The organism is Sphingobium sp. SA916, assembly GCF_002894065.1.
Taxonomy (GTDB): domain Bacteria; phylum Pseudomonadota; class Alphaproteobacteria; order Sphingomonadales; family Sphingomonadaceae; genus Sphingobium; species Sphingobium fuliginis.
In genome coordinates this window covers 25,746-50,629 of the sequence record NZ_LXYF01000040.1, presented here as the reverse complement: position 1 = coordinate 50,629, position 24,884 = coordinate 25,746, and the positions used below count along the sequence as shown (strand labels likewise).

Below are 24,884 nucleotides of genomic sequence, written 5' to 3'. Positions count from 1 at the left end.
AGCCGTCTGGAGGAGAGAAGCGCACGCCCTTCATGTCGCGAACGATCCGGCCAGCGAACCCATGGTCAACGCCCAGCCGTCCACCAGCACGAACAGCAGCAGCTTGAACGGCATGGAGATGATCGTGGGCGACAGCATCATCATGCCGAGCGCCATCAGCGTCGATGCGACCACAAGGTCGATGATCAGGAACGGCAGGAAGATCATGAAGCCGATCTGGAAAGCGGTCTTCAGTTCCGACGTCACAAAGGCCGGCAGCAGGATGGAGAAGGGAATGTCGGCGGGCGAGCGGAAGGCCGGCGCCTCCGCCAGATTGGAGAACAGCTTGAGGTCCGTCTCGCGGGTCTGCTTGGTCATGAAGCCGTGCAGCACCTTGCCCGAACGGCCCACCGCCTCCTCGATGGAAATCTGCCCCTTGCCATAGGGATCGAAGGCCTGGGCGTTGATCTGGTCGATGGCCGGCCGCATCACGAACAGGGAGAGGAACAGCGACAGGCCGACCAGCACCTGATTGGGCGGCGTCTGTTGCAGGCCAAGCGCCTGACGCAGCAGCGACAGGACGATGATGATGCGGGTGAAGCTGGTCATCATGAGGATCAGCGACGGCAACACCGTCAGCAGGCTCATGAGGATCAGGATCTGCAGCGATAGGGACAGCGAACGGCCGTCGCCGCTGATCTGCCCCATGGCCCGGCTCAGCGCGCCGCCATTGTCGATGGGCGCCGGGGCGGCGGGCGCGGCCTGCGCAAAGGCGGGCATGGCAAGGACCAGGGTCAGCAGCAGCAGCGCCACCACGCCCCATTTCATCATCCCCGCGCAGGCGGGGACCCATCTCCCGGCAGCAGCCTGCGGACCCGAGGTCCGGAGAGGGGTTCCCGCCTGCGCCGGAATGACGGTGGCAAGCAGGTCAGCGCCCGGCACGATAAGGGTCGCCTTCCGCGATCTTCTCGATCCGCCCCCGCGTCACGGAAAGCAGGATCTTCTTCCCCTCGAACTCCACGACGGCGAGCTTGCCGAACGTCCCCATCGGCAGCGCTTCCAGCACCTTGAGCGACCGGTCGTTCTGCCCCGCCATCATCCCCGGCTGATATTTGCGCCACAGCCACAGCGCGCCGAAGGCCATGCCGCCGACCAGAGGCAATAAAATCAGCAGCTTGACGAAATACCAGATCATGAGGGCTTTCCGCGAAGATGGTTAATTCGTCATCCGTTCCGAAAGATTGGCGCGCAAGGCAAGCGGTAAATCTGCCGCCTGCGCTTCAGCCGCGCCGCTCGACGCCCGCCAGCCGGCTTTCGGCAGCCGCGATTTCGACGATGCGGATGCCGTAGCGGCCGTTCACCGTCACCACCTCTCCCTTGGCGATCAGCGCGCCGTTGACCATGATGTCGAGCAGGTCGTCGGCCTGGCGGTCCAGTTCCACGACGCTTCCTTCGCTCAGGTCCATGACCTCCGCCAGCCGGAGCGAGGTCGACCCGACCTCCACCGACATGCGGACGGGAATGTCGGCCAGCAACCGGAACTGGCGGTTGTTCACCATGCGGGAAATGCTGTCCTCGCCCACGCTGTCAAGGCGGGGGGCTTCGCTCATGTCGCTCATTGTCCGGTTTCCTGTGCAAGCTTTTCGATCTGGAATGCGGCGCGGCCATCCTGTTCGCCGATGGAGCCGTGCGCGACGATACGGTCGCCCACGATCAGCGGCAGGCTGCGGTTGATGGTGACGGGAATGATGTCGCCGGCCTTGAGCTGCATCAGTTCGGCCAGGGACAGGTCAGGACGCGCCAGCACCGTGCGGGCGGGCAGGCGGATGTCGCGCATGCGGTGGGCGATGCGCGCCTGCCACACCGGGTCGGCGCGTTCGTCGTCGATCGGGATGCGGCTGCCCGTCAACGACTCGACGGCGCGCAGCGCGGACAGCGGGAACAGCAGGTCGACGGGCCATTCGGCATCGCGGCTGATGCTGATCAGGAAGCGTTGCAGCACCATCTGCTCGCCCGGCTGGGCCGCGGCGGCGAAGCCGATGCCGGTTTCCCGGACGATCAGACCGGCTTCTATGGCCAGCATGTCGCTCCAGCATTCCACCAGCCGGGCCATGAAGGCATCGGAAATCCGCGCGATCAGGCGATCTTCGGTCGGCGTGAACTCGCCGCGCGGCGGCAGCGCACGATTGCCGATGCCGCCATAGAAACAGTCGACCAGCGTCGAGATCATCGCCGCATCGAGCCGCAGCAGCACCTGCCCCTTGAGCGGCGCCAGGCGATAGACGCCGATGCTGGAGGAGCCGGGCACCTCATGCGCCCAGGCGCCGAATTCCAGCGCGCGCGCGTCCTGCGCGGCGACATGCGGGCGAACCCCGGCGATCGGCTCGATCAGGGCGCGCAAACGCCGGCCGAGCTTTTCGCCCAGCCGGTCCAGCCCCGACAGCATCAGCGGCGCCTGCGATTCCCCCCGCCCGAAGGCGTAGGCTTGAACGTCGGTCATTTCAGTCCCCAGCCGTCCCGGGCGGGGGACTTCCCGCCGATCAGGCAGCCCTATTGAATAACGAAATTGGTAAAATAAACGTTATCGACGCCGCCATAGCCCGTCTTCTGCTTCAGAATGTCGTTAATAATGCCCTTGATCTTCCCCTGAAGCGCCCTTTTCCCCTCCGGCGTCGACAGCGCCTCCACCGGCTGTTCGGCCAGCATCATCAGGACCTGGCTGCGAATCGCCATCTCATGGACCTTGATCGCCTCCACAACGCGAATGTCGTAATAGGTCGAAACGGCGATGGAAATCTGCGCAAAGGCGTCCGTATCCGACATGTTGGAGGTGAACGGCGTCTGAAGCTGGAAATAGGTCGCCTGATAGGCCGCGGGATTGGCCGGGCTGGGCAGGTCGATGCCCTTGGCCGGGACATGGACGCCCGAAGCGGCATGACCCCCGCCGCCGCCCTCATGCCCGCCGCCTTCGCCGCCGCCGCCGCCGGCATAGCCATGGGCCTTCGCCACTTCCTCGGCATTTTCACCCGCCAGCACGAGCACAGGCTTGTTCGGATCTTCCTTCGGCCCTTCTTCCTTCGGGCTGAAGAAACCCGCGGCGTAAAGACCGCCGGCCGCGCCCGCCCCGCCAACGACCATGGCGATGACGATGAGCAGGATCATCTTCATCCCACCGCCCTTTTTCTTCTTCGGCTTGGCGTCGTCACTCATCGGTCAAAGTCCCCCGCAATCCATGTCGTCAGGCATAGCGCGCGCGCGCGGCGGGATTGCCGGCATGGCGCAGCTCGTCATGGTTAAGAACGGCCGGATCGCCGGAATTTTTAGGGGCGAATGCGCTATTTTCCTGGGGACGCCAACGGCCCTGCCCCTGCGATTGCGCCATGTTCTGGCCGTTGTTCGCCCATGCGTTCGCGCCCTGGGAACCCTGTTGCTGCGCGCCCTGCTGCTGGGAGGATTGCTGTTGATTGGCGCCGTCCGCCCGCGCCGCTTCCGCGACAGGAGGCGCGCGTTCGATCTTCACCTCGGCAATGCGCACCGCCGAAAGTCCGGCATCAAGGCGCAGACGGTCGCTGTCCTGGCGCAGCGCCATTTCGGCGGCTTCGCTGGCGACGGTCAGGCTGACCGCCGCGCCGTCGCTGCCCTGGCGGATGTCCACCTGCACGGCCCCAAGCTGGTCGGCGTTGATCTGGAACCGCCCCTGCGCACCGTTCGCGGACAGCCCGGCAATCTCGCGGGCGAGGCCGTCGATCCACTGGCCGGAAACGCCCATGTCGACGATCTGCGCGCCAAGGCTGGCGGACAGGTCGGCCGGCGGCGGCGCGACGGCCGACGGCACCGGCTGCGCGGAAACGGGCTGGGCGAGCGGCATCGGGGGCACGGCATCGACCGGGTCATGCTGGACGGCATGGGCCGGCACGGCATCGACCGGCGTGGCGGCCCTGCCCGTTTCGACGCGGGCCGCGAGCGGTTCCCCGGCGCGGACCGGCGTGCCCGGCTGGCGGGCAGCGACCTGATCGCGCACGAGCTGGAGCAGGGCGAGCGCCTCGGACTTCACCGGGGCGCTGCCGGGATGCGCAGCGGGAACCGGGCCTTCCGGCTGGTCGGCCGATGCCGCAGGCGCTTCAATGGCTGGCTGCACAGGGGCGTCCGCCACGGGAGTCGGTTCAACCGTCGACTGGGCGGGAACCGGCTGTCCGGCAGACTGAGGCGGCAAGGGCGCCGCTACCGGCAGATTCTTGCCGCGATCCGGCTTGGCGGGCGCCGTTTGCGCGACCGGGGCCGTCGATGGCGGCAGCGCCTGCGCCGGAACGCTTGGCGAGGCCGGCATCTGGACAGCAGCGACGACCGTTGCCGGAGCCTGTGCCGCCTCGGCCTGCTCCTTCGGCCTGTCGCTGTCGCCCGGCTCCGCTTCCACCGGCTCGTCGGCATGCTCCACCGCCGCGGCTTCGGGCAAGGCCTCCACCTTCTCCGGCTTGGTCTCCTTGCCGGGGCGCGGGGCCTTGGTCTGGGGATCGGGCGTCGCGACCGGCAGTTCCGGCCCGCCGACCTCGCCCTCTTCCATCGCGACCGGCGCCGCAGCAGGCATTTCCGCCGCGACCTCCTCAACGGAACCGCTATCCACCGCAGGGCCGGCATCCACCATAGGACCAGCATCCACCGCAGGCGCCGTCTCCCGAACGGCGGCCTCGGCTGGCGCGTCGATCTTCCTCGCAAGTCCGGGCGGCAGCGGCAGCGAATCCTTGCGGTGGCTCTGCACCGCCCTCAATGCGTTGGCCAGACCGAAGGGCAAGGGGGAAGCCGTCTCGACCTCCGGATCGCCGCCATCGGCTTTGCCCGCCTTGGGCGGTGCGGGCTCCATGCCCTCGGCTTCATCCGCGGCCGCCGGGGCGATCCCTTGCGGCGGGCCAGCGATCCCCGCGCTTTCCTGCGCTTCGGGCAAAGCGGCCATCGTGCCGTTCAGCAGCTTGGCGAAATCCGCCGCCCCCTCCGCAGGCACGGCCGACGCAGCTGCGCCATCGGCGGGCATCGGCGTCGCCGCCGAGGAAAAGAGCAGCGCCTTGAGGCTGGTCAGCATGTTCACGTCAGACATCTCCTGTCCTCTGCATCCGGCGATAGCGCGGCAGCGCCGCAAGCTTGTTCTCCCGCCATTCCTCCAGGTCCGCGCGGGCGCGATCCTTGAGCTTCACGGCGATTTCGCGATCCCGATTGGCCGCGAGGGAAAGGCCTTCCTTGACCTCCACCTTGCGGCGCGCATCGTAGAGCGCACCATCCAACTGGCGCCCCGCCTGTTCCAGACGGCCCGCCAGTTCCTGCATCGCTGCAAAATTCGCGCCAGTTGCGACGCCCTGCCCGGTAAAAAGATCGTTCCGCACATTGCGCAGCCGCTCGACATTGCGGGCAAGGCCCTCCGCCTCGTCGCGGGCGCGGGCGGTTTCGGCCGCGGCCATGGCATGCTGGACATGGCGGACGCGCAGCACGCGCTGGCGGCGGGCGACTTCGCCCTTCACGCGCCGAACTCGGCGATCAGGGCATGGGCGCTGGTGTCGAGGTCGATGAAGCTCTTCTGATCCTGACGAATGAAGTCGAGGACTTCCTGTCGCCGCTGCACGGCTTCATCGATCACCGGATCGTTGCCGGGGCGGTAGGCGCCCATCAGGATGAGGTCGCGATTTTCCTCATAGGCGGCCCAGAGGCGGCGATAGGCGGCGGCGGCAAGGCGATGCTCGTCCGGCACGACATCCGCCATGACGCGGGACAGCGACTTGCCGACATCGATCGCCGGGAAGATCGCCTGTTCCGACAGATGGCGCGACAGCACGAAATGCCCGTCGACAATGGCGCGGGCGGCGTCGACGATCGGATCGTCCGTATCGTCGCCATCGGCCAGCACGGTGTAGAGCGCGGTGATCGACCCGCCAGTCCGGGCGTCGACGCCGGCGCGCTCGACCAGACGCGGGATCAGCGCCAGCGCGGAGGGCGGATAGCCCTTCATTGCGGGCGGCTCGCCCAATGCCAGCCCGATCTCGCGCTGGGCATGGGCGCAGCGGGTCAGGCTGTCGATCAGCAGCAGCACCTTCTTGCCCCGCGCCCGGAAATATTCGGCAATGGCGGTGGCGCGGGCGGCGGCGCGCAGGCGCAGCACCGGCGGATGGTCGGCGGGGACGGCGACGACGATGCTCTTGTGCATCGCGCCTTTCAATTTGGTTTCCAGGAAATCGCTGACCTCGCGGCCACGCTCCCCGATCAGGCCCGCGACGACGATGTCGGCTTCGGCGCCCTGGATCATCTGGCCCATCAGCACCGACTTGCCGACGCCCGACCCCGCGATGATCGCGATGCGCTGGCCGCGCCCGGCGGTCAGCAGCGCGTTGACGGCCCGCACGCCCAGGTCGAACGGCTCGGTGACGCGGCCCCGGTCGAGCACATTGCCCTTGACGCCGTTCAATGGCCACGATCCGCCCGCGATGATCGGCCCCTTGCGGTCCAGCGGCTGGCCCATGGCGTCGATGACGCGGCCGATAAGGCCTTCGCCCACCTGCACCATGGTCGCCTGGGAATCCGGTTCGACCCGCGCCCCATTTTCCAGCGGCGCGTCGCTGTCGAGCGGCACCAGCAGCGTCCTGTCGCCGCGAAAGCCCACAACCTCGGCGCGGCAGACCGTCCCGTCCGAAGCGATCACCCGCGCGCCCGCGCCGATGGGACGGCGAAAGCCGGTGACTTCCAGCATGCCCGCATCATGGCTGACCAGCCGGCCGACATGGCGCGGCTGCCGGTTCTGCACCTGCATATGGTCGAACAGCGTTTCCGCCTGGGCCAGCGAGGCGCGAATCATCAGGCCTTGCCCTCCATATCGTCCAGCAGGGCGCGCAGGCGCGACAGGCGCACATCCGGGCCGTCCTCGACCCAGCCGTCGGCGGTTTCAAGGCGCACGCAGCCGCGCTGCATCGCGCCGTCGGGCACCAGCTTCACGCCGATGCTCTCGCCTTCCAGCAGTTCGATGTCGTCGGGATGCAGGTGCAGCGCGCCCTTTTCGTCATTATCCTCGATGAAGGCGGCCACGCTGTCGCAGCGCTGGAGCAGCCGCTCGATGTCGATCTCGACCTCGCCCACGATCTGCTCCACCAGCCGGACCACGGTCGCGGAAAGCATGGTGGACAGCATGCCGCTGGGCGCCGGCGCCAGCAGTTCCAGCGCTTGGGCAAGCTGCTGGCGGGCCTGCGTCTCGGCCGCATGGGCTTCCGCCGTCACGCGGCTGCCTTCGTCGAAGCCCATGGCGAAGGCTTCGATCCGCGCCTGTTCCAGCACATCCTCTTCGCTTTCCGGAATGCTGTCATGCACCGGCTGGCCGGGCGCGGCCTGCGCAGGCGCGAACAGGCTGCGAAAGCCGCCGCTCGTCACCTGTCCCATGCCGCCCAGCGGGATGCTGGCGACCTCCGCATTGCTCCAGAGCTTAGACAAAATCATTCCCCTTGCCGCCCAGCATGATGGTGCCCGCATCGGCCATGCGGCGCGCGGTGGCGATGATCAGCTTCTGCGCGTCGATGACCTCGGCCAGGCGGATCGGCCCGCGTTCCTCGATCTCGTCGGCAATGGCCTGCGCGGCGCGGGCGGACATGGAACCGAATATCTTCGCCTTCAGCATGTCGTTCGCGCCCTTCAGCGCGACCACCAGGATCGAACTGTCAACGGTGCGCATCAGCGTGCCCATATTCTTGTCGTCCATGTCGATCAGGTTGTCGAAGACGAACATCTCCTCCTCGATCGTCTGGGCGACCATCTTGTCCCGCTTGGCCAGCGCCTTGATGATGCGCTGCTCATTCTCCTTGCGGACATTGTTCATGATCGCCGCCGCCTCGATGGTGCCGCCACGCTGCGAGGCGCCGCCCTGCTTCTTGGCCATATTGCCGCGCAGCAGGAGCTGCTCCAGATCGTCCAGCGCCTCGTTCGACACGGGCCCCAGCGTGGCGATGCGGTAGACCACCTCTTCCTGATATTCGGTCGGCAGCAATTGCAGCACGTCGGCGGCGATCGGCGCCTCCAGATGGGCGAGGACGATGGCCATGATCTGCGGATGCTCCGCCTCGATCAGCACGGCGATCTCCTTGGCGTCCATCCATTTCAGCATCTCAAGCTGGGTGGAGCGGGTCGGCGGGGTGATGCGGGCCAGCATATTCTCGGCCCGTTCCTCGCCCAGCGCCTTGGTCATCGCGCCGCGGATATGGCGGGTCGCGCCATAGCCGATGGTGGTGCGCTTCTTCGCCTTGGTGACGAAATGATCGAGCGCCTCATTGACTTCCTCGACCTGCACATCGGCCACGTCATACATGGCATAGCCAAGCTGGCGCACTTCGTCCGGCTCCAGACGCGAGAGGATCTGCGCGGCTTCATCCTCGTCGAACAGCATCAGCAGGACCGCGGCGGCGGCGCTGCCCTTCAGCGCCGTGGCGGTGGCGGCGTCAGGCATTTTCCTTCTTCCCTTCCTTCAGAAGGTCGCGGACGACCAGCGCCGCGCGATCGGGGTCCTGCTTCACGAAATTGCGGATCAGGTCGGCGCGCTGGGCATAGTCATAGGTGGAGGAGATCATATCGAGCGTGACCGGCGTCGACCCATCCGGGTTGACCGTCGCCTGACGGGTGATCTCGGTCGAGATTTCGCGGCCGATCTTCTGGCCCTCGGCGGCGACCTGTTCGGCGGCGGCGGCCTGAGCGGCGGCGCGGCGCTTCAGCAGCGGCCGGCCGATGCCGAAGATCACCAGCAGGGCGACCAGCAGCGCGGAGACGTTGCGCACCAGCGGCGACACCCATCCCGCTTCATACCAGGGCGCCTGAACCACTTCTTCCTTGGCGAAGCTGCGGGCGGAAAGGGCCACCACGTCGCCCCGCGCCTGGTCGAAACCGACCGCCCCCTTCACCAAAGCCTCCAGGGCCGCGATCTCCTGCGCCGAACGCGGCTTGCCGTCGGGCCCGTTGTCCAGCGCGACCGCGACCGACAGGCGCTTGACCGTGCCGATGGCGTCCCTGGTCACGGAAACCTCGCGGCCCAGTTCGAAGCTGCGGTTGAAGGTTTCCTCGGTCTTCATCAGCGGATTGGGCGGCGTGCCGGGCTGGGCTGCGGTCTGGGCGCTGGTGGCGCCCTGCGCGACGGCCTGGCCATTGGGATTGGTCTGCGTCACGGTCGGATTGACCGGCGCCTGATTGCTGAGCGCGCCGGGAATGCCGCTCGCTTCGCCGCCCGCGCCCTGACCGCGCGGGTCGGATGCCCAGGTGCCCTGTTCGCTGCGAAGACGCGCTTCATCCTGCGGATAGGTTTCGCGGGTCGCCTGCCGCTCCGCGAAGTTCAGTTCGGCATGCACTTCGGTCGAGAATTTGCCCGCGCCCAGAATCGGCGTCAGCAGCGCGATCACCGACTGGCGATAGCGATCCTCCATCCTGGTCTGGACGGCCAACTGGCGGTCGTCGGCGGCGTTGCTGTCGTTATTGCTGAGCAGACGGCCATTCTGATCGACGACCGATATGTCCTCCGGATTGAGTTCCGGGATCGAAGAGGCCACCAGATGCACGATGGCGCTGACCTGCTGGTCGGTCAGCGACCGGCCGGAGGCAAGACGCAGCATCACCGATGCGGAGGGCTTGGACCGTTCGCGCAGGAAGACGCTGGGCGGCTCGACCGCAAGGTGGACCTTGGCGCTCTCCACGCTGTCAATGGCCTCGATGGTGCGGGCCAGGTCCATTTCGCGGGCGGAGCGCAGCTTTTCGCCTTCCACCGCGCGCGATGCGCCCATGGGCAGGCTGTCGATCATGCTGTTGCCGTCAGGCGCGCTCTTGGGCAGGCCCTGGGCGGCGAGCATCATCTTCGCCTTGAAATAATCGTCCTCGCCAACAGTCATGCTGCCCGAATTGTCGAAGTCGTAGCGGATGCCATTCTGGTCCAGCACGCTCGCAACCGCCGATTTGTCGGCATCGGGCAGGGCACGGAACAGGTCGCGCTGCGGCGGTTCGCGCAGGGCGAGCCAGGCCGCGCCAGCGGTCGCGACGACGCCCAGCAGGCCCAGCAGCGGCAGGCTCTTCGCCACGGCGGGCTGCTTCATGAAGCCGGTGAAGCGCGCCTTCAGCGCATCGACGCCCTTCGCGCCGCCCGGAAAGGCGGGGCTGGTGGCCGGGAGAGCGGCGGCGCCGCCGACGGAGGGGGTGAGTGCGTTCTCGCTCATATTACACCGGCATGCTCATGATGTCCTTGTATGCGGACAGCAATTTGTTGCGGACCTGAAGGGTGGCTTCGAAGCTGACGGACGCCTGCTGCTTGGCCAGCATGACCCCGGCAATATCGGTGGTTTCCCCCCGTTCGAACGAGGCGGCTGCTTCGCCCGCCTGGTTCTGCAGGCCGTTCACCTGCTCCAGCGCCGATTTCAGCGCGTCGGTAAAGCCGCCCGGCGCGGTTGCGCCGTTCGTGCCGACCGCGGAGCCAGGGCCGACATTGCCGGTCTGGGCCACGTCGCGCAGCGCCGCGTTCTTCTGGAGGATGGCGTTGCGGATCGCCATCACGCTATCGGTCGGAGAAATTCCGGACATACCCTATTCCTCCTCAGGCCGCCGCCCGCTCGCGCATCTCGGCAAGCCGATAGCGCAGCGTACGTTCGGAAATGCCCAGCTTGCGGGCGGCGGCGGCGCGATGGCCATCCGTTTCGCGCAGGGCGGCGCGGACCGCCTCCAGCTTGCTGTTATGCGCCACGTCGCGCAGCCGGATCGGATCGGCCGGCGCCAGGACCTGCTCCACGATGCGCAGTTGCGGCGCGCCGGTGATGTGCAGGTCGTCGGCATCGATACGGTCGCCGTCGCGAAGGACCACGGCGCGCTGAAGGACATTGCCCAGCTCGCGGGCGTTGCCGGGCCAGACATGGCCGGTCAGCTTTTCCAGCGCCGCGGCGGTCGGCCAGACGAAGGCATCCTGCTGGCGCAGCAGCATGGCGGCGGCGATGGCGGCGATGTCGCCCGGACGCTCTGCCAGCGGACGCAGCTCCAGCGGCATGACATTGAGGCGCCAGTATAGATCCTCGCGGAAGCGGCCGGCAGCGACTTCGGCGGCAAGGTTGCGGTTGCAGGCCGCGATGATGCGGACATTGACCGGAACCGGATGAGTCGCGCCGACGGGCAGCACCTCGCCTTCCTGGAGGGCGCGCAGCAGCTTGGCCTGAAGGCTGAGCGGCAGTTCGGCGATTTCGTCGAGGAACAGCGTGCCGCCGTCCGCCGCCAGGAACAGGCCCTCGGACGCATTGGCCGCGCCGGTGAAGCTCCCCTTCTTGTGGCCGAAGAGCATGGCTTCCATCATGGTTTCGGGCAGCGCCGCGCAATTGACGGCGATGAAGTCGCGGGTCACGCGGCCCGACTGGGCATGAAGGAAGCGCGCCATGCCTTCCTTGCCGGTGCCCGTATCGCCCTGGATCAGCACGGTGGCGTCGCTGCGCGCCACGCGGCCGGCCAGCGTCATCAGCCGCGTGCTGCCGGCGTCGCCCACCGCAGGAACGGCAGCGGGACGGGCCAGCTCCGCGATCAGCGCGAAGGCGAAACCCATATCCTCAAGGCCGAAGGCGACGCGGGCGGGCAGGCCGTTGGCGGCAGGCACCAGCGAGGGCAGGCCGTCGATCAGGTTGATCAATATGTCGCGATGGGTCGCATGGCCGATTTCGGTGGCCAGCAGCACGCGCCGGTCTTCCCGCTCGCGCGGGCTCTGGGCGTCCACGATCCGGACGGTAAAGAACGCATTTTCCAGCCAGTGCTGCAGGCCCGGAACGAGCGCGCAGACTCCTCGGCTCACGTCCAACGATGACATGAACTTGTCCCCATGTTTTGGCCGGCTTGTGCCCCCGCACGCCCCTGACCCCTTCGATGGGTTGAAACTGCCCGACTGTGGTTAGCATATGGTTAATGCGGCAAACCCCTTGCCGCATAACGGCAATTTTTTTCCGCCGGGGCGGAACTTTTTGGCGCTTCATGGATATATCGGCCCCCGCAAAGGGGCTCGAATGCCCTGTTTCCGGGCCTTTTCAATAAAATAGCAGAAAAAATCATCCCCGCCCTAAAAGCTTTTTTTCCGGTGCCGTTATCCCCTTTCGAGGCCGCAAGCAGCCTGATGGCAGCGACCTGAACGAACGAAAGGGTATCAAAATGACTGTTATCGGAACCAACTCCTCGGCGCTGCGTGCATCCAATGCTTCGGCCCAGGCCAGCAAGGCGCTCAGCACCGCGATGGAACGCCTGTCGACCGGCAAGCGCATCAACAGCGCGAAGGACGACGCGGCCGGCCTTGCCATCGCATCGACCATGACCTCGCAGATCCGCGGCATGACCCAGGGCATCCGCAACGCCAATGACGGCATCTCGCTCGCCCAGACGGCGGAAGGTGCGCTGGGCGAAGTCAGCAACATGCTGCAGCGTATGCGTGAATTGACCGTCCAGGCGCTGAACGGCACCAACGACACCAATTCGAAGGCGAACATCACCTCGGAACTCGACCAGCTGTCGACCCAGATCAACAGCGTGATGACCAACACCAAATTCAACGGCATCTCGCTGTTCCCGACCACGGCGGCGACGATCACGATCCAGGCCGGTTCGACCGCGGCCGACTCGGTCTCGCTCTCCGTCGGCGGCATCGACCTCTCGGCCGTCGTCGGCGCCAGCGCCGCCACCGTGAGCGGCTCGGCTGCGACCACCGCCACCCTGGCGCTCTATGACACGGCGCTTCAGTCGGTCTCGACCGCCCGCGCCACGCTGGGTTCGACGCAGAGCCGCCTCGAATCGACGGTCAACACGCTGACGGCCAACGTCACCAACCTGACCGACGCCCGCAGCCGCATCGAGGACGCCGACTTCTCGGCCGAAACGACCGCGCTCGCCAAGCAGCAGATCCTGAGCCAGGCCTCGACCGCGATGCTGGCCCAGGCGAATCAGAGCCAGCAGGGCGTGCTGAAGCTGATCAGCTAAGCTGCGACACTCAGATTGACCGGCTGGGGTTTTGGTCACCCCGGCCGGTCATGCCGCCCCCGGCGCATTTACAGTCCCCACCGCGCCGGGGGTAAAAACTTCGATGAAACGACCAGCATAACGAAGCCTCCGTCCCCCCGGGCGGAGGCTTCATCGCATTTGTCGATCGGCCGGTTTCCAATCAATGCGGGATCGAAACACTTGCATTGGCGGTTGTCGCACCCATGATGACGGCCATGACCAACAATTCTTCGACAGGAATAGAACGCCGCGCAATGATCGCGGCATCCGGCGCTGCGCTGCTGCTGCCGCATTCCGTGCTGGCCCAGAACCGGGCCGAGGCCTTTTCCTGGACCATGCTGATCGCCCGGGCACAGCGCCTCGCCCGCGGCGCGTTCACGGTGACGCCCTTCTTCCCCGGCGCCGACAGGATTGGCTATGATGCGTTCAACGAGGCGCGCTTCCGTGACGAGCGGACCATCTGGAACGAAAGCGGCGACGATACCGGCATCCGCCTGTTCCCCCTGAGCGGCACGGTGCAGCAGCCGGTGGAGATCGCGCTGGTCGAAAAAGGCCGGGCGACGCCGCTGCGCTACGATCCCGCCATGTTCGACGCGCCGCCGGGCAATGCGGTGCGCGCATTGGGGCCCGATGCGGGCTTTGCCGGCTTCCGCATCATGAATCAGGCGCGGGACGGCGACTGGCTGTCCTTTCTGGGCGCGACCTATTTCCGCGCCCCCGCCGAAAGGCAGTTCGGGCTCTCGGCCCGCGCCGTCGCCATCAACACCAGCATCGCGGGGAAGGAGGAATTTCCCCGCTTCACCCATTTCTGGCTGGAGCGGACCGGGCGCAGCAGCGTCACGGTCTATGCGCTGATGGACAGCGCATCGCTCACCGGCGCCTTCCGCTTCGCCAATGAACTGACGCCGCAGGGCGTGCGGCAGGATGTCGACGCCGTGCTGTTCACGCGCAAGGCGATCGCGGAACTGGGGCTGATGCCGATGACCAGCATGTTCTGGTACGATCAGGCCGACCGGCGCACCCGCACCGACTGGCGGCCGGAAATCCACGATTCCGACCTGCTCTCCATCGCCGGCGCGGATGGGACCGTCCATTGCCGTCCGCTGGTCAATCCCTCCGCCCCCCGCGTCGATGTGTTTGAGGAGCGCAACCCCAAGGGCTTCGGACTGCTCCAGCGCGACCGCAATTTCGACCATTATCAGGATGACGGCGTCTTCTACGAACGGCGGCCTTCCCTATGGGCGACCAGCCGCAAGCCGCTGGGCGCCGGACAGGTGCGGCTCTACGCCTTTCCGACCGACAGCGAATATACCGACAATGTCGCGGCCTATTGGACCCCCGCCGCGCCCACCCGCGCGGGCAGCCGGATAGAGGCGAGCTATCGGCTGGACTGGTCCGCCGCCCGCGCGCCCGCTTCCGCCGGCCTTGCCACGGTGGAGAATATCTGGACCGGGCAGTCGGGCGAAGCCGGGGTCGACCGTTTCCTGGTCGACTTCGCCGGCGTGCCGACCGGAAGCAGGCCGGACATATGGGTCGATCTTGCCGGCGGAACGCTGGTCAAGAAGGCCGGTTATCCGGTCCTGCACCAGAAGGACATGTTCCGGATGGTCCTGGATATTCGTCGGGACCGGGGCAGGCCGACCGATATCCGCGCCCAGCTCAGGGCTGGCAATCGCCCGTTCAGCGAATATGTGCATTACCCGCTGGGCGCCTGAATTAAGGGCGACAAGGGAACCAGCCGGGTTCAAGGCGGTTCTGGTGACGGGTTTCGAGCCCGTGAAATCTGGCGAAACGAGTCGGGCATGAAAGCAACGGGTGGCGTGCACAGCAACAGGACCGGCGGAATGGCGACCGCGAGGGCGTTCGAGCATCTTCCCCCGGAGAGGCCCCTGGCCATGCCCGCGCAGGATTTTTCCGCGACCCCGCGCGATCTGCCCCACCGTCCGTTCAACATCGACCTCTGGGCCCGGCGCACCCTGGTGGTGCTGCTGGCGCTGCTGCCCGCCTCCATGGCGGCGCATGAGATGCGGCGTTCCATCGGCCTGGACGGCATTTCGGCATGGGAGGGCGTCTATCTCGCCCTCTTCATCCCGCTCTTCGCCTGGATCGCCTTCGGCTTCGCCACCAGCCTGATCGGTTTCCTGCTGCTGACCATGGGGCGCGGCCCGGGCGTCCGTCCCTATCGCGCGCGGTCGACGGCGCCGCTGCGCGGGCGCACCGCCGTGCTGCTGCCTGTCTGCAATGAGGATTTTCAGGGCGTGCTCGGCCGCCTGTCGATCATGGAGCGCTCGCTGGCGCAGGTCATGGGGGGCGAGCGGTTCGAATTCTTCATCCTCTCCGATTCCAACCCGGAAAATGGGGAGAAGGAGCGCGCCGCCTATCTGAAGATGCGCAAGGGCTTTTCCCGCCCCGTCCATTACCGCCGCCGCGCACTCAATGTCGGGCGCAAGCCGGGCAATATCGCGGAATGGGTCGAACGCTTCGGCGGCGCCTATGACTATATGATCGTGCTGGACGCGGACAGCGTGATGAGCGGCCAGACCATGGCGCGGCTGGCCTCGGATATGGAGCGGCATCCGCATGTCGGCCTGATCCAGACCGTGCCGTCGATCGTCGGCGCGTCGACGCTGTTCGCCCGCTGGCAGCAATTCGCCAGCCGCCTGTTCGGCCCCATTTCCGCCGCCGGCATGATCTGGTGGTCAGGGTCGGAAGGCATGTTCTGGGGCCATAATGCGATCCTGCGGACCAGGGCCTTCGCGCAGAGCTGCGGCCTGCCCGAACTGCCGGGGCGCGCGCCCTTCGGCGGGCATATCATGAGCCATGACATGATAGAGGCGGCCCTGCTGCGCCGTCGCGGCTGGGACGTGCATATCGTCATGGCCGACGACAGTTTCGAGGAATTTCCCCCTTCCCTGCCCGATCTCGCCACCCGCGACCGCCGCTGGTGCCAGGGCAATATCCAGCACATCCCCCTGCTTTCTAAGATCAGGGGCATGCACCCGGTCAGCAAGTTCCAGCTCTTCGTCGGGGCGTCGGCCTATTGCACCTCGCCGCTGTGGCTGGCGCTGATGCTGGTGGTGCTGGGCGGCGCGGCGGCGGGCGTCTGGCCGCCGAGCGCCATATTGCCGTCGGGCGGCCTGCTGGCGCTGACGGCGGTGCTGCTGTTCGGGCCGAAGCTGCTGGCGCTGCTCTGGGCGCTGGCCGATCCTGCACGGCGCATCGGTTTCGGCGGCGGAGTGCGCATGATGCGCGGCGTGATCGCGGACATCGCGCTGTCGATCCTGATGGCGCCGATCAGCATGCTCACGCAGACCATCAACCTGTTCGGCATATTGATGGGCCGCAAGAGCAGCTGGAACGGCCAGACCCGCGACCGCGACGGCATGCGGATGCTGCCGGCGATCTGGCTGTTCAAATGGCATATCCTGCTGGGCGTGGGGCTGACGCTGCTGGCGGTCGAGTCCGATACATCGCTGGGCTGGATCGTGCCGGTGGCGGCGGGTCTGGTGCTGGCGCCCTTCTTCGCGGCCTTCACGGCGCGCAAGGATTGGGGCAGCCATGTCGCGAAAAGCGGGCTGTTCCAGGTGGCGGAACCCTGGTGGCGGATGCAGAATTACCAGAAGACGCGCTATCGGCAGCTGCAGTTGGACAATGCGCCGATCAAGGACTTCTCCAACGCCGCGAACGACAGTTAGTCGATCCTGAAACACCGTGTTCCTGCGCAGGAGCACGGCACGCCTGAAGGAAAGCGAAGGGACTCAGTCCCAATCCCGCAATTTCTCGCGCAGCCTGTCCAGCGCGGCCTTCTTGATCTGGCACACCCGCGCCGCGCCGATGTCCAGCGTCGCGCCGATCTCCTCCAGATTGAGTTCCTCGACGAAATAAAGCTGAAGCACCAGCGCCTCCCGCTGCGGCAGGTCGCCTATGCATTTGGCGAGCGCGGCTTTGAGCGATTCCCGCTCCATCACATCGTCGGCGCGATCCTCGACATCGGCAAACCACATGGACTGGTCGGAATAGACCTCGTCCATGCTGCTATGCTGCACCATCTCGCAGCCATCCGCCACTTCGCGATAGGCGGCGGGGTCCAGCCCCATTTCGGCGGACATCTCCGCCTCCAGCGGCGCACGGCCCAGCTTCTGCTCCAACCGGTTGCGGATGGCCCCTAACTGCTTGCGCTGCGACATGGCGGAACGCGTCATCGTCGCATGGCGGCGCAGATGGTCTATCATCGCCCCGCGCACGCGCATCTGCGCATAGGAGGCGAAGCCAAGGCCCCGATCCTCGAATCCATTGGCCGCCTCGACCAGCGCGACCATGCCGATCTGGAGCAGATCCTCGATCTCGATGGCGCTCGATACCCGGCCATGGACATGCCAGGCGATCTTGCGCACCAGCGGCATATATTGGCGCGCCAGCCGTTCGGGCGAATTGGCATGGGCGGACCGGCCATAGGTGTTGGCATCGGAACCGGCGACGACCCTATTCATGAACATCGGTCAGGCTCCTCAGGCAACGCGTTCGCGTGTCGGCAGGGGGTCGTGGCGCGGCGCGGGCCGCTGCTCGCCGCCGACCACGGCGACGACTTCCACGCCCTTGCCATCGGGAATTTCCAGGAAGGACAGCACCGGCGTCTCCGGCAGATGCGGTTTGAACAGCCGGGCCAGCGCGCGGCGGGCCAGCGGCGAGGTGACGATGGCGAAGCTGCGCGCCTGCCCCAGCAGCGGACGGGCCGCCGTCACCACCGCCTCTATGATGCGGTTGGCGAGGGCGGGCTCGATCGGGTGCCGGGCATCGCCCGCGACCCGCATCGCCTGCGCCAGCAACGCTTCCAGATCGCCGTCCAGCGTGATCACCGGCAGCGGCATCTTCACCGGCACCAGCCCCTGGATGATCAGCGAACCGATGCGCTGGCGCACCGCTTCGACCAGCTGGTCCAGCGTCATGTCGGGCCGCGCCGCGTCGACCATCGCCTCGCAGATGCGGCGGAAATCCTTGAGCGGAATGCCCTCCGCCAGCAGGGCGCGGCAAAGCGCGCTGATCTGCGTCAGGTTCAGCAGCCCCGGCGTCAGGCCGTCGACCAGTTGCGGCGCGGCGTCCTTGAGGTTGTCGAGCAGCTTGCGCGCTTCGTCCAGGCCGAACATCTCGCTGGCATTCATGGCGATAAGCTGGTTGAGATGCGTCGCCACCACCGTCGGCGGATCGACCACCGTATAGCCCGCGACCACGGCTTCGCTGCGATTGGCAGGCGAAATCCACACGGCATGCAGACCGAAGGTCGGGTCTTTCGCCTCGCGGCCGGACACAGTGCCCTCCAGCGCGCCGCTGTCCAGCGCCAGCAGGTCGTCGGGGAAAATCTCGTCCTCACCGACGACAACGCCGGCGATAGTGATGCGATATTGGTTCGGCTCCAGCGCCAGATTGTCCTTCACGCGCACCATCGGCACGACGAAGCCCAGTTCCTTCGAAAGCTGGCGGCGGATGCCGGTGATGCGGGCCATCAGCGGCGCGCCCTTGCGCTCGTCCACCAGGCTGATCAGGCCATAGCCGATCTCCAGCCCCAGCACGGCGCCGTCCGACACGTCGTTCCATTCGATCAGCGCGGGATTGGGCGGCGGGGCGGCGGCTTCGGGTTCGGCGGCCTTGCGCTGGCTCGACTTGCGGAGGTGCCAGGCGATGCCGCCCGCCACCGCGGCGGCGGGCAGGATGATCATGTGCGGCATGCCGGGCAAAATGCCCAGGAAAGTCAGGATCGCCGCGACCGGCATCCAGGCCTTGCCCGAACCGAACTGGCTGGTGATCTGGTTCGACAGATCGTCCTCGCTGCCGACCCGAGTCACGATGGCGGCGGCGGCGATGGAGAGCAGCAGCGCCGGAATCTGCGCGACCAGCGCGTCGCCGATGGCCAGGATGATATAGGTCTGGGCGGCTTCCCCGATGCTGAGCTTGTGGCTGACCACGCCCAGTATGATGCCGCCGACGATGTTGATGGCCAGGATCAGGATGCCCGCGACCGCATCGCCCTTCACGAATTTCGAGGCGCCGTCCATCGATCCGTAGAAGTCCGCCTCGGTCGCCACTTCACGGCGGCGGACCTTGGCCTCTTCCGGGGTCAGCAGGCCGGCGTTCAGGTCGGCGTCGATCGCCATCTGCTTGCCCGGCAGGGCGTCCAGGGTGAAGCGGGCGCTGACTTCCGACACGCGGCCCGCGCCCTTGGTGATCACGACCAGGTTGATGATCATCAGGATCGCGAAGACGAAGATGCCGACGACATAATCGCCGCCGATCAGGAAATGGCCGAACGCCTCGATCACATGGCCTGCCGAATCGGTGCCTTCATGCCCGTTCACCAGCACGACGCGGGTCGACGCGACGTTCAGCGCCAGCCGCAGCAGCGTCGCGAACAGCAGCACCGTCGGAAAGCTGGAGAAGTCGAGCGGCTTGGCGGCGTTCAGCGCCACCATCAGCACGGCCAGGCTGATCATGATGTTGGTGATGAACCCGACGTCCAGCATGATCGCCGGCACCGGCACCATCATGAACAGCACGACCATCAGCGTCGCAATGGGCAACACCGCTCCCTTGGCGGCGCTCATCCAGATCTTCGCTTTGACTTGGGCGGGAGTCATATCGGGCCGTTACCTTCCGAGGGTGGCGAGCATGAGATAGGCGAGGCGCGCCGTCTGCGGTTCGGGCCGGACGGTGACGTCGGCGGCGGTCGCAAGGCGCTGGGTTTCGATCCGCACATAGTCGGCGGGCTGCACGGTCTTCGCGCCGGAGGGCAAAGACGCATCGGCATATTGAATGTCGCCGCCGCCGACCGAATCGAAGCCCTTCTGGAGCTTGGCGGCGAAGCGGTCGCGGATTTCGGCGAAGCTGCGGGCGTTGCCCTGCCTGTCGTAGAAGATGGAGCGGTTGGCGCGGGCGGCGGCCGGGAACATCCCGGCGGCGGCGGCATTGGGCGCGCGGTCGTTCATCGACAGGAACCTGCTGGCCCCGCCGACGCCCAGGAAATGGGCCATGTAAAGGTCGACCGGTTCCGCCTCGCGGCCCAGCCGCTGCTCCAATGTGGCCTTGTTGTCGGCGGCATGTTGGGCCGCCATGACGGATGCGGTTTCGGGATGCTTGCGCAGGTCCAGTATCTGCTGGCGAAGGTCGGGATCGGCCACATAATAGCGGCCATTGCTGCCCCGGCTGATCGCGTCGGCGGCCCAGCCCAGCCCATATTCGCCGCCATGCTGGTCGATGACCGCCAGCCAGCTCTGGTCGACGAACTGGTAAAGCCCGGTCGCGGAGGAGGTGGTCGCGCGGGCGGTGGGATTGAGGCTGCTCTCGATCTTCGCCTGCCCCAGCAGATAGGCGAAGTCCACGCCCGTCCGCCGGCTGGCCATGGCGATCGCGTTGGTCACGCGATTGCCCGTCGAAGCGCCCGTTGCCGCCCCCGTTCCTGCGATGTCTGCGAAAGCCGACACTGGTTCGATCAATCCCCGTTGGTACCGGGGGTCATTAGAGCAAGTGACGTGCCAAGATTTGGTTAACGCGCGCTCATAATTTGATTTTTGGGAATGGAGCCTGCTCCGGTCAAATCAAGCCGCGCCCACCTGCTCCTGCGCGGGCAGGAGCCCAGTCCGCCGTCAGATGGAAAGCAAAAAGGGCGCCATGGCGGGCGCCCTTACAACGTCTCGGAGGGTCGGGATTTTCAGCGCCCGTAAACCAGAGGCGCCGTTTCCGCGCCGCGCGCCGCGAGTATCGCGAGCCGCTGATTCGCATGGTCCGCGAGCAGGTTGGTACGAATCCGCGCCGATTCCATCATCGGCTGGAGCGCCCTCAATCGATCCTTCACCGCTTCGTCGGACCGCCATACGCCGATGGCGCGAACAGCGGACGCGGCTTTGGCGATCCGCTGCGTCGCCGCTTCGATCACCGCCGCATCCACGCCGTCCAGTGCCCCGCGCAGCTCTTCGAAAGCCGCGCCCAACTCATCCAGCGCTGCAAGACCGAGCGGCATGGGGTCAACCGGCCGCCGGCAGGTCGAGCGCCAGCATGCGATCCGCGATCGCCGCCGGATCGACGGGGTAATTGCCCGAAGCGATGGCCGCCTTGATCGCGGCGACGCGGTCCATGTCGACCGGCGCGCCTTCGGCCGCCATGCGGGCGACGGGGCTTGCCGAACTGGCCGAAGAAGCGGAAGTCGCGGCCGAACCGGTCGAAGAAGCGCGCGTCGTCCTGCCGCCTTCCTTCAGGCGGGCTGCCTCTATGGCGGCGCTGATATTCTGGCCGACAGACTTGATCATCGTTTCAATCCTTCATTCGTCCCGCACAGTCTATATACGGCCGGGTTCAAAAATTGTTAAATCCCGGAACACGAACAATTCCCATTTCCACGACCTGCGCCAATATCGGCGCGGATTTCCTGTCTTCCCGCACGCGGATCGTCTCGCCCACGGCGCCGTCCTCGTCCGCGACCATCATGCGCGAGACGCTGAAGGCCGCATTGCCCGCCATCAATTGCACCGGGTCGCCCTTCTTGACGGCGGCCTCCCTGGGCGCCGCCCGGGCCGCAGGGGCGTAGCGCGCCACCGGCCCGGAAGCGGCAGCGGCGCCGCCGGCCACCAACGGCACGCGGATTCGCCAGCCCAACGCATCGCACTTGACGATGGCGGCGCCAAAGACAGGCCCGTCCACGCTGGGCGTCGCCGGACAGGCGGCCAGCCGCAAACGCCGGTCGACCGGCGCGATCGGCCCGCCCGGTTCGCCCAGATTGGCGCCGACGGTCATCGCGACCAGACTGTCGATCCGATCCAGATTCTCGAACTTCTGCTGCGCCAGCGCAGGGTCGGACGCTGAAACGGACAGCGCCAGAAGCAGGATCTTGGGCAAATTTGTCACGGTATCTCTCCGAAAGCGGACAGGATTAACCATGAACCACGCAAAATTCGTGCCATATAATGGACGCTGCTGCTGGGGGAGGGTGAGCCGTGCCAAAAAAACAGCAGCACCTTTGGGGCGGTCGACGCCTAACGCCCCGCGACAATCAGGATCACCTGCCCCTTGCCGCCCTCGCCATCCAACTGGTCCAGCCCGCGCAGCACCAGCCGGTCGCCGCCAATGCCTTCCGCCTTCAGCGCCCGCGCCACGGCGCCAAGGCGCGCCGCCGACAGGTCCCAGCCGTCGAAGCGCTGATGCCCCGCATCCGTGCCGCGGCTGCTGACCTCCAGCCGCTCGCGCCCCAGCGCAAAGCGATCCGCCACGATCTTCAGCCGCTTCCGGCCCTGCTGCGTCAGCAACGCCTCACCGGGCAGGAACAGTTCGGCGGCGTGGATTTCCATGGGACTGCTGGCATGGCCGCCAAATTGCTGCCGCACCTGCGCCAGCATGGCGTCACGCCGCTGGCCGCTGGCCTGAAGCATGACGAAAAAGCCGAGCAGCAACAGCAGCAGGTCGGCGAAGCTGATCGCCCAGCGGCCGCGCCGCGCCCCGGCAAGGGCGGAGATATTCATGCCACCTCGCGGATCGAGGCGCGGCGCATCGGCACATTTTCCCGCCGCGCGATGGCGGCCATGCGATCAGTGACCTCCTTCTGCCAGGCGAGTTCCCGTTCCGACAGGTCGGCAAGCCGCGTCGCTACGGGCGCGGCGATGACATTGGCAATGACCACGCCATAGAAGGTGGTGAGGAGCGCCAGGGCCATGGAGGGGCCCAGCGCCGCCGGATCGTCCATCGCGGCGAACATGCCGACCAGGCCGATGATCGTGCCCGCCATGCCCAGGGCCGGGGCGGCATCCGCGATGGACAGCCAGACCTTGCAGGCAGAGCCATGGCGCTGCGCCCGGTCCGCCAGCGATTGCGCGGCCCACAGTTCGAACTGCTCCGTCTTCTCGCAATTGGCGAGCTTGCGCGCGGCTTCGGTCAGATAGGGATTGGCCGTCTTCACCCGGTCCGTGCAGGCAAGGCCGCGCAGTTGCGCGACCTGATCGATCTTCAGCATGGCCGCCCGCGCAGCATCCCGGTCCTTCGCCGGATCGGCGCGCAGCAGGGGAACAAGGGCGGCAAAGGCCCGCGCCAGCGCCCGCGCGCCATTCTGGAACAGCGCCACCAGCCCGATCCCCGCGACCATGGCCAGCAAGGTCAGGGGGTCGAACAAATGCGCCATGATCCCGATCATCTTCACGTCCCCGCTTACGCCCGGCCGGCCGGCGGCAAAGCGCTGCCACCCGCCGGCAAAATTTTGCCGCCCTTGCCGCCATCCTCACGCAATCCCCCGGATTTCCGCCATTTTCCGCCATGCCGATGCGTCACCCACGCAAGTTGGCACGGCTCTTGCGAATATCAGGCTGGATCACCCGCAGTTCACGCCATCAGGCTTCAGAACGGCGGGGGAGACGGAAGTTTTAGGCCCATCGGGGCGGAAAAAAGCGGAAAGACGACAATGTCGCTGGAAGACGGATTGTTCGGGATACATGGAAAGGCGCTGGCGCTTCGCTCGCAGCGCCTGTCCCTGCTCGCGTCCAATATCGCGAACGCTTCGACGCCCGGATACAAGGCGCGCGACATCGATTTCGAGTCCGCCCTCAAGGAAGCCACGACGCGGCAGGGCAAATCCGCCGCCGACGTGTCGCAGGCCGTCGACGATTCGATGGGCTATCGCGTGCCGCTGCAACCCAGCCTCGACGGCAACACGGTCGAACTCAGCACCGAACAGACTTTGTTCGCGGAAAACGCCGTCAAATATCGCACGACCCTCTCCTTCCTGGAGGGCCGCATCAACACCATCACCCGCGCGCTTAAGGGAGAATGAGCATGAGCGGCCATGGCCCCCTGAACGTCTTCGACATCGCCGGCCGCGCCATGAGCGCGCAGCTCGTGCGGCTCAACGCCACCGCATCCAACATGGCGAACGCGGGCAATGTCACCGGCAGCGCGGCGGAGGCCTATCGCGCGATCAAGCCGGTGTTCCAGTCCGTCACCGACAGCCCCGGCGTCTCGACCGTCAAGGTCCAGAATGTCGTCACCACCAATGCGCAGCCCACCAAGCGCCACGATCCCAACCATCCGCTGGCCGACAAGAATGGCGATGTCTGGGAAGCCGCCGTGGATAGCAGCGCGGAGCTGGTCGACATGATCGAGACCGCCCGCATGTACCAGAACAACGTGCAGGTGCTGAACACCGCCAAGTCCCTGATGATGGAAACCATAAGGATCGGCAAATGACGACCACGACCGCCACCGACAGCGCGGGCCTGTCCGTCTATAACCCCTATGCCAATGTCGGCACGGGCAAGTCGGAAATGGGCCAGGCGGATTTCCTGCGCCTGCTGACCGCGCAGATGCAGACGCAGGACCCGTTCGAACCCGTCGATAACGCCCAGATGGTCGCGCAGATGGCGACCATCACCAACAGCAGCGGCATCGCGGAAATGAACCAGACGCTGAAGAATCTGGCGTCGCAACTGACCGGATCGCGCCTTGGCGACGCGGCGAGCTGGATCGGCAAGTCGATGCTGGTGCAGAGCAACATCGCCGCGCCCGATGCAGCCGGCCAATATATGGGCCAGGTCAGCTTTGCCGACGCCACCAGCGGCGCCAGCGTCGACCTGATCGACGGCAACGGCAATGTCGTCAAGACGATCGCGCTGGGCGATCAGCCCAAGGGCGACGTCAATTTCTATTGGGACGGCAAGGATGAGGCGGGAAACACCGTCGCCACCGACGCCCTCAGGATCAAGGTCAACGGCGCCAACCCCAGCCGCGTCGCGAGCTGGGCCACCATCGCCGCCGTCCAGTCACCCGCCGACGGCAGTTCGTCCAAGCTGATCACCGCGCTCGGCACCTATTCGCCGTCCGACGCCATCTCGCTCGCCTAACCGACCAATCCTTTTCACACCGATTTTCCTTTTCACCCA

At 66.5% G+C, this 24,884-nt stretch carries 27 protein-coding genes; 6 read left to right on the top strand and 21 right to left on the bottom strand.

Annotation, left to right across the window (positions count from 1 at the left end):
* Positions 1 to 30 precede the first annotated feature (30 nt).
* The 13 genes from fliP to A8G00_RS12385 all read right to left on the bottom strand — a co-directional run bounded on the left by fliP (position 31) and on the right by A8G00_RS12385 (position 11,806).
* A complete protein-coding gene (gene fliP, locus A8G00_RS12445; protein ID WP_061936582.1) occupies positions 31 to 810 on the bottom strand; it encodes a flagellar type III secretion system pore protein FliP in 780 nt (259 codons plus the stop codon).
* A 97-nt stretch (positions 811 to 907) separates the two neighbouring features.
* Entirely contained in the window at positions 908 to 1,174 is a 267-nt protein-coding gene (locus A8G00_RS12440) for a flagellar biosynthetic protein FliO (protein ID WP_025548555.1), read from the bottom strand.
* A gap of 85 nt (positions 1,175 to 1,259) precedes the next feature.
* On the bottom strand, positions 1,260 to 1,598 hold the full coding sequence (gene fliN / locus A8G00_RS12435; RefSeq protein WP_025548556.1) for a flagellar motor switch protein FliN: 339 nt from the start codon (positions 1,596 to 1,598) through the stop codon (positions 1,260 to 1,262).
* On the bottom strand, positions 1,595 to 2,479 hold the full coding sequence (locus A8G00_RS12430; protein WP_025548558.1) for a flagellar motor switch protein FliM: 885 nt from the start codon (positions 2,477 to 2,479) through the stop codon (positions 1,595 to 1,597). Before A8G00_RS12430 ends, fliN begins: the two co-directional genes overlap by 4 nt.
* A gap of 50 nt (positions 2,480 to 2,529) precedes the next feature.
* The gene (gene fliL / locus A8G00_RS12425) at positions 2,530 to 3,189 is read right to left on the bottom strand and encodes a flagellar basal body-associated protein FliL (RefSeq protein ID WP_103000812.1); all 660 of its coding nucleotides are present in this window, start codon (positions 3,187 to 3,189) and stop codon (positions 2,530 to 2,532) included.
* Between the two features lie 28 nt (positions 3,190 to 3,217).
* Positions 3,218 to 5,068 carry a flagellar hook-length control protein FliK gene (locus A8G00_RS12420; RefSeq protein WP_103000811.1) on the bottom strand — a complete coding sequence of 617 codons (1,851 nt, stop codon included), beginning with the start codon at positions 5,066 to 5,068 and terminating at the stop codon, positions 3,218 to 3,220.
* Complete coding sequence (locus A8G00_RS12415) at positions 5,061 to 5,486, bottom strand: hypothetical protein (RefSeq protein ID WP_025548561.1); 426 nt, start codon at positions 5,484 to 5,486, stop codon at positions 5,061 to 5,063. Before A8G00_RS12415 ends, A8G00_RS12420 begins: the two co-directional genes overlap by 8 nt.
* Positions 5,483 to 6,811, bottom strand: a complete 1,329-nt coding sequence (locus A8G00_RS12410; protein ID WP_025548563.1) for a FliI/YscN family ATPase — start codon at positions 6,809 to 6,811, stop codon at positions 5,483 to 5,485. Before A8G00_RS12410 ends, A8G00_RS12415 begins: the two co-directional genes overlap by 4 nt.
* Complete coding sequence (locus A8G00_RS12405; protein WP_103000810.1) at positions 6,811 to 7,443, bottom strand: flagellar biosynthesis protein; 633 nt, start codon at positions 7,441 to 7,443, stop codon at positions 6,811 to 6,813. The genes A8G00_RS12410 and A8G00_RS12405 overlap by 1 nt, the downstream gene beginning before the upstream one ends.
* Positions 7,430 to 8,443, bottom strand: a complete 1,014-nt coding sequence (fliG, locus tag A8G00_RS12400) for a flagellar motor switch protein FliG (protein ID WP_025548566.1) — start codon at positions 8,441 to 8,443, stop codon at positions 7,430 to 7,432. The genes A8G00_RS12405 and fliG overlap by 14 nt, the downstream gene beginning before the upstream one ends.
* Positions 8,436 to 10,187 (bottom strand): flagellar basal-body MS-ring/collar protein FliF, encoded by a 1,752-nt coding sequence (gene fliF / locus A8G00_RS12395; protein WP_025548567.1) that lies wholly within the window; start codon positions 10,185 to 10,187, stop codon positions 8,436 to 8,438. The genes fliG and fliF overlap by 8 nt, the downstream gene beginning before the upstream one ends.
* Position 10,188: 1 nt before the next feature.
* Entirely contained in the window at positions 10,189 to 10,548 is a 360-nt protein-coding gene (gene fliE / locus A8G00_RS12390; protein WP_025548568.1) for a flagellar hook-basal body complex protein FliE, read from the bottom strand.
* 13 nt (positions 10,549 to 10,561) lie between these two features.
* Positions 10,562 to 11,806 (bottom strand): sigma-54-dependent Fis family transcriptional regulator, encoded by a 1,245-nt coding sequence (locus A8G00_RS12385; RefSeq protein WP_025548571.1) that lies wholly within the window; start codon positions 11,804 to 11,806, stop codon positions 10,562 to 10,564.
* Between the two features lie 335 nt (positions 11,807 to 12,141).
* On the opposite strand from A8G00_RS12385, the gene A8G00_RS12380 reads away from it, so the two are divergent.
* The 3 genes from A8G00_RS12380 (at position 12,142) to mdoH (ending at position 16,676) form a co-directional block, all read left to right on the top strand.
* Positions 12,142 to 12,960, top strand: a complete 819-nt coding sequence (locus A8G00_RS12380) for a flagellin (RefSeq protein ID WP_025548572.1) — start codon at positions 12,142 to 12,144, stop codon at positions 12,958 to 12,960.
* 224 nt (positions 12,961 to 13,184) lie between these two features.
* Positions 13,185 to 14,696: a glucan biosynthesis protein gene (locus tag A8G00_RS12375; protein ID WP_103000809.1), complete on the top strand. Its 1,512-nt coding sequence runs from the start codon at positions 13,185 to 13,187 to the stop codon at positions 14,694 to 14,696.
* Between the two features lie 87 nt (positions 14,697 to 14,783).
* A complete protein-coding gene (gene mdoH, locus A8G00_RS12370; RefSeq protein ID WP_103000808.1) occupies positions 14,784 to 16,676 on the top strand; it encodes a glucans biosynthesis glucosyltransferase MdoH in 1,893 nt (630 codons plus the stop codon).
* A 63-nt stretch (positions 16,677 to 16,739) separates the two neighbouring features.
* On the opposite strand, the gene A8G00_RS12365 is transcribed toward mdoH, so the two are convergent.
* The 8 genes from A8G00_RS12365 to A8G00_RS12330 all read right to left on the bottom strand — a co-directional run bounded on the left by A8G00_RS12365 (position 16,740) and on the right by A8G00_RS12330 (position 23,146).
* Entirely contained in the window at positions 16,740 to 17,477 is a 738-nt protein-coding gene (locus tag A8G00_RS12365) for a sigma-70 family RNA polymerase sigma factor (RefSeq protein ID WP_025548576.1), read from the bottom strand.
* Positions 17,478 to 17,489: 12 nt separating this feature from the next.
* On the bottom strand, positions 17,490 to 19,610 hold the full coding sequence (gene flhA / locus A8G00_RS12360) for a flagellar biosynthesis protein FlhA (protein WP_103000807.1): 2,121 nt from the start codon (positions 19,608 to 19,610) through the stop codon (positions 17,490 to 17,492).
* A gap of 9 nt (positions 19,611 to 19,619) precedes the next feature.
* Positions 19,620 to 20,453: a flagellar protein FlgJ gene (locus tag A8G00_RS12355; RefSeq protein WP_044662807.1), complete on the bottom strand. Its 834-nt coding sequence runs from the start codon at positions 20,451 to 20,453 to the stop codon at positions 19,620 to 19,622.
* Positions 20,454 to 20,680: 227 nt separating this feature from the next.
* Positions 20,681 to 20,989 (bottom strand): hypothetical protein, encoded by a 309-nt coding sequence (locus tag A8G00_RS12350; RefSeq protein ID WP_044660321.1) that lies wholly within the window; start codon positions 20,987 to 20,989, stop codon positions 20,681 to 20,683.
* A 4-nt stretch (positions 20,990 to 20,993) separates the two neighbouring features.
* Entirely contained in the window at positions 20,994 to 21,275 is a 282-nt protein-coding gene (flgM, locus tag A8G00_RS12345) for a flagellar biosynthesis anti-sigma factor FlgM (protein WP_025548582.1), read from the bottom strand.
* 46 nt (positions 21,276 to 21,321) lie between these two features.
* The gene (locus A8G00_RS12340) at positions 21,322 to 21,870 is read right to left on the bottom strand and encodes a flagella basal body P-ring formation protein FlgA (protein ID WP_061936558.1); all 549 of its coding nucleotides are present in this window, start codon (positions 21,868 to 21,870) and stop codon (positions 21,322 to 21,324) included.
* Between the two features lie 128 nt (positions 21,871 to 21,998).
* The gene (locus tag A8G00_RS12335; RefSeq protein WP_048576702.1) at positions 21,999 to 22,481 is read right to left on the bottom strand and encodes a flagellar motor protein MotB; all 483 of its coding nucleotides are present in this window, start codon (positions 22,479 to 22,481) and stop codon (positions 21,999 to 22,001) included.
* Positions 22,478 to 23,146, bottom strand: coding sequence for a MotA/TolQ/ExbB proton channel family protein (locus tag A8G00_RS12330; protein WP_103000820.1), 669 nt, complete (start codon positions 23,144 to 23,146; stop codon positions 22,478 to 22,480). Before A8G00_RS12330 ends, A8G00_RS12335 begins: the two co-directional genes overlap by 4 nt.
* Before the next feature lie 264 nt (positions 23,147 to 23,410).
* On the opposite strand from A8G00_RS12330, the gene flgB reads away from it, so the two are divergent.
* From flgB to A8G00_RS12315, 3 genes are read left to right on the top strand one after another with little or no spacing between them, the layout of a single operon-like run.
* Positions 23,411 to 23,779 (top strand): flagellar basal body rod protein FlgB, encoded by a 369-nt coding sequence (gene flgB / locus A8G00_RS12325; protein WP_025548588.1) that lies wholly within the window; start codon positions 23,411 to 23,413, stop codon positions 23,777 to 23,779.
* A 2-nt stretch (positions 23,780 to 23,781) separates the two neighbouring features.
* Positions 23,782 to 24,192 (top strand): flagellar basal body rod protein FlgC, encoded by a 411-nt coding sequence (flgC, locus tag A8G00_RS12320; protein WP_025548590.1) that lies wholly within the window; start codon positions 23,782 to 23,784, stop codon positions 24,190 to 24,192.
* Positions 24,189 to 24,845, top strand: a complete 657-nt coding sequence (locus tag A8G00_RS12315) for a flagellar hook assembly protein FlgD (RefSeq protein ID WP_103000806.1) — start codon at positions 24,189 to 24,191, stop codon at positions 24,843 to 24,845. Before flgC ends, A8G00_RS12315 begins: the two co-directional genes overlap by 4 nt.
* The last annotated feature ends 39 nt before the right edge of the window (positions 24,846 to 24,884 follow it).

Excerpts from the sequence above, each read along its gene's own strand:
- A8G00_RS12405 (WP_103000810.1), bottom strand. The coding sequence starts at position 7,443 with ATGATTTTGTCTAAGCTCTGGAGCAATGCGGAGGTCGCCAGCATCCCG.
- fliF (WP_025548567.1), bottom strand. The coding sequence starts at position 10,187 with ATGAGCGAGAACGCACTCACCCCCTCCGTCGGCGGCGCCGCCGCTCTC.
- A8G00_RS12330 (WP_103000820.1), bottom strand. The coding sequence starts at position 23,146 with ATGATCGGGATCATGGCGCATTTGTTCGACCCCCTGACCTTGCTGGCC.
- A8G00_RS12410 (WP_025548563.1), bottom strand. The coding sequence starts at position 6,811 with ATGATTCGCGCCTCGCTGGCCCAGGCGGAAACGCTGTTCGACCATATG.
- fliP (WP_061936582.1), bottom strand. The coding sequence starts at position 810 with ATGATGAAATGGGGCGTGGTGGCGCTGCTGCTGCTGACCCTGGTCCTT.
- fliL (WP_103000812.1), bottom strand. The coding sequence starts at position 3,189 with ATGAGTGACGACGCCAAGCCGAAGAAGAAAAAGGGCGGTGGGATGAAG.
- A8G00_RS12365 (WP_025548576.1), bottom strand. The coding sequence starts at position 17,477 with ATGTTCATGAATAGGGTCGTCGCCGGTTCCGATGCCAACACCTATGGC.
- A8G00_RS12420 (WP_103000811.1), bottom strand. The coding sequence starts at position 5,068 with ATGTCTGACGTGAACATGCTGACCAGCCTCAAGGCGCTGCTCTTTTCC.
- fliE (WP_025548568.1), bottom strand. The coding sequence starts at position 10,548 with ATGTCCGGAATTTCTCCGACCGATAGCGTGATGGCGATCCGCAACGCC.
- A8G00_RS12380 (WP_025548572.1), top strand. The coding sequence starts at position 12,142 with ATGACTGTTATCGGAACCAACTCCTCGGCGCTGCGTGCATCCAATGCT.
- A8G00_RS12350 (WP_044660321.1), bottom strand. The coding sequence starts at position 20,989 with ATGCCGCTCGGTCTTGCAGCGCTGGATGAGTTGGGCGCGGCTTTCGAA.
- A8G00_RS12375 (WP_103000809.1), top strand. The coding sequence starts at position 13,185 with ATGATGACGGCCATGACCAACAATTCTTCGACAGGAATAGAACGCCGC.
- A8G00_RS12315 (WP_103000806.1), top strand. The coding sequence starts at position 24,189 with ATGACGACCACGACCGCCACCGACAGCGCGGGCCTGTCCGTCTATAAC.
- A8G00_RS12385 (WP_025548571.1), bottom strand. The coding sequence starts at position 11,806 with ATGTCATCGTTGGACGTGAGCCGAGGAGTCTGCGCGCTCGTTCCGGGC.
- A8G00_RS12440 (WP_025548555.1), bottom strand. The coding sequence starts at position 1,174 with ATGATCTGGTATTTCGTCAAGCTGCTGATTTTATTGCCTCTGGTCGGC.
- fliG (WP_025548566.1), bottom strand. The coding sequence starts at position 8,443 with ATGCCTGACGCCGCCACCGCCACGGCGCTGAAGGGCAGCGCCGCCGCC.
- flgB (WP_025548588.1), top strand. The coding sequence starts at position 23,411 with ATGTCGCTGGAAGACGGATTGTTCGGGATACATGGAAAGGCGCTGGCG.
- A8G00_RS12430 (WP_025548558.1), bottom strand. The coding sequence starts at position 2,479 with ATGACCGACGTTCAAGCCTACGCCTTCGGGCGGGGGGAATCGCAGGCG.
- flgC (WP_025548590.1), top strand. The coding sequence starts at position 23,782 with ATGAGCGGCCATGGCCCCCTGAACGTCTTCGACATCGCCGGCCGCGCC.
- flgM (WP_025548582.1), bottom strand. The coding sequence starts at position 21,275 with ATGATCAAGTCTGTCGGCCAGAATATCAGCGCCGCCATAGAGGCAGCC.
- A8G00_RS12335 (WP_048576702.1), bottom strand. The coding sequence starts at position 22,481 with ATGAATATCTCCGCCCTTGCCGGGGCGCGGCGCGGCCGCTGGGCGATC.
- flhA (WP_103000807.1), bottom strand. The coding sequence starts at position 19,610 with ATGACTCCCGCCCAAGTCAAAGCGAAGATCTGGATGAGCGCCGCCAAG.
- fliN (WP_025548556.1), bottom strand. The coding sequence starts at position 1,598 with ATGAGCGACATGAGCGAAGCCCCCCGCCTTGACAGCGTGGGCGAGGAC.
- mdoH (WP_103000808.1), top strand. The coding sequence starts at position 14,784 with ATGAAAGCAACGGGTGGCGTGCACAGCAACAGGACCGGCGGAATGGCG.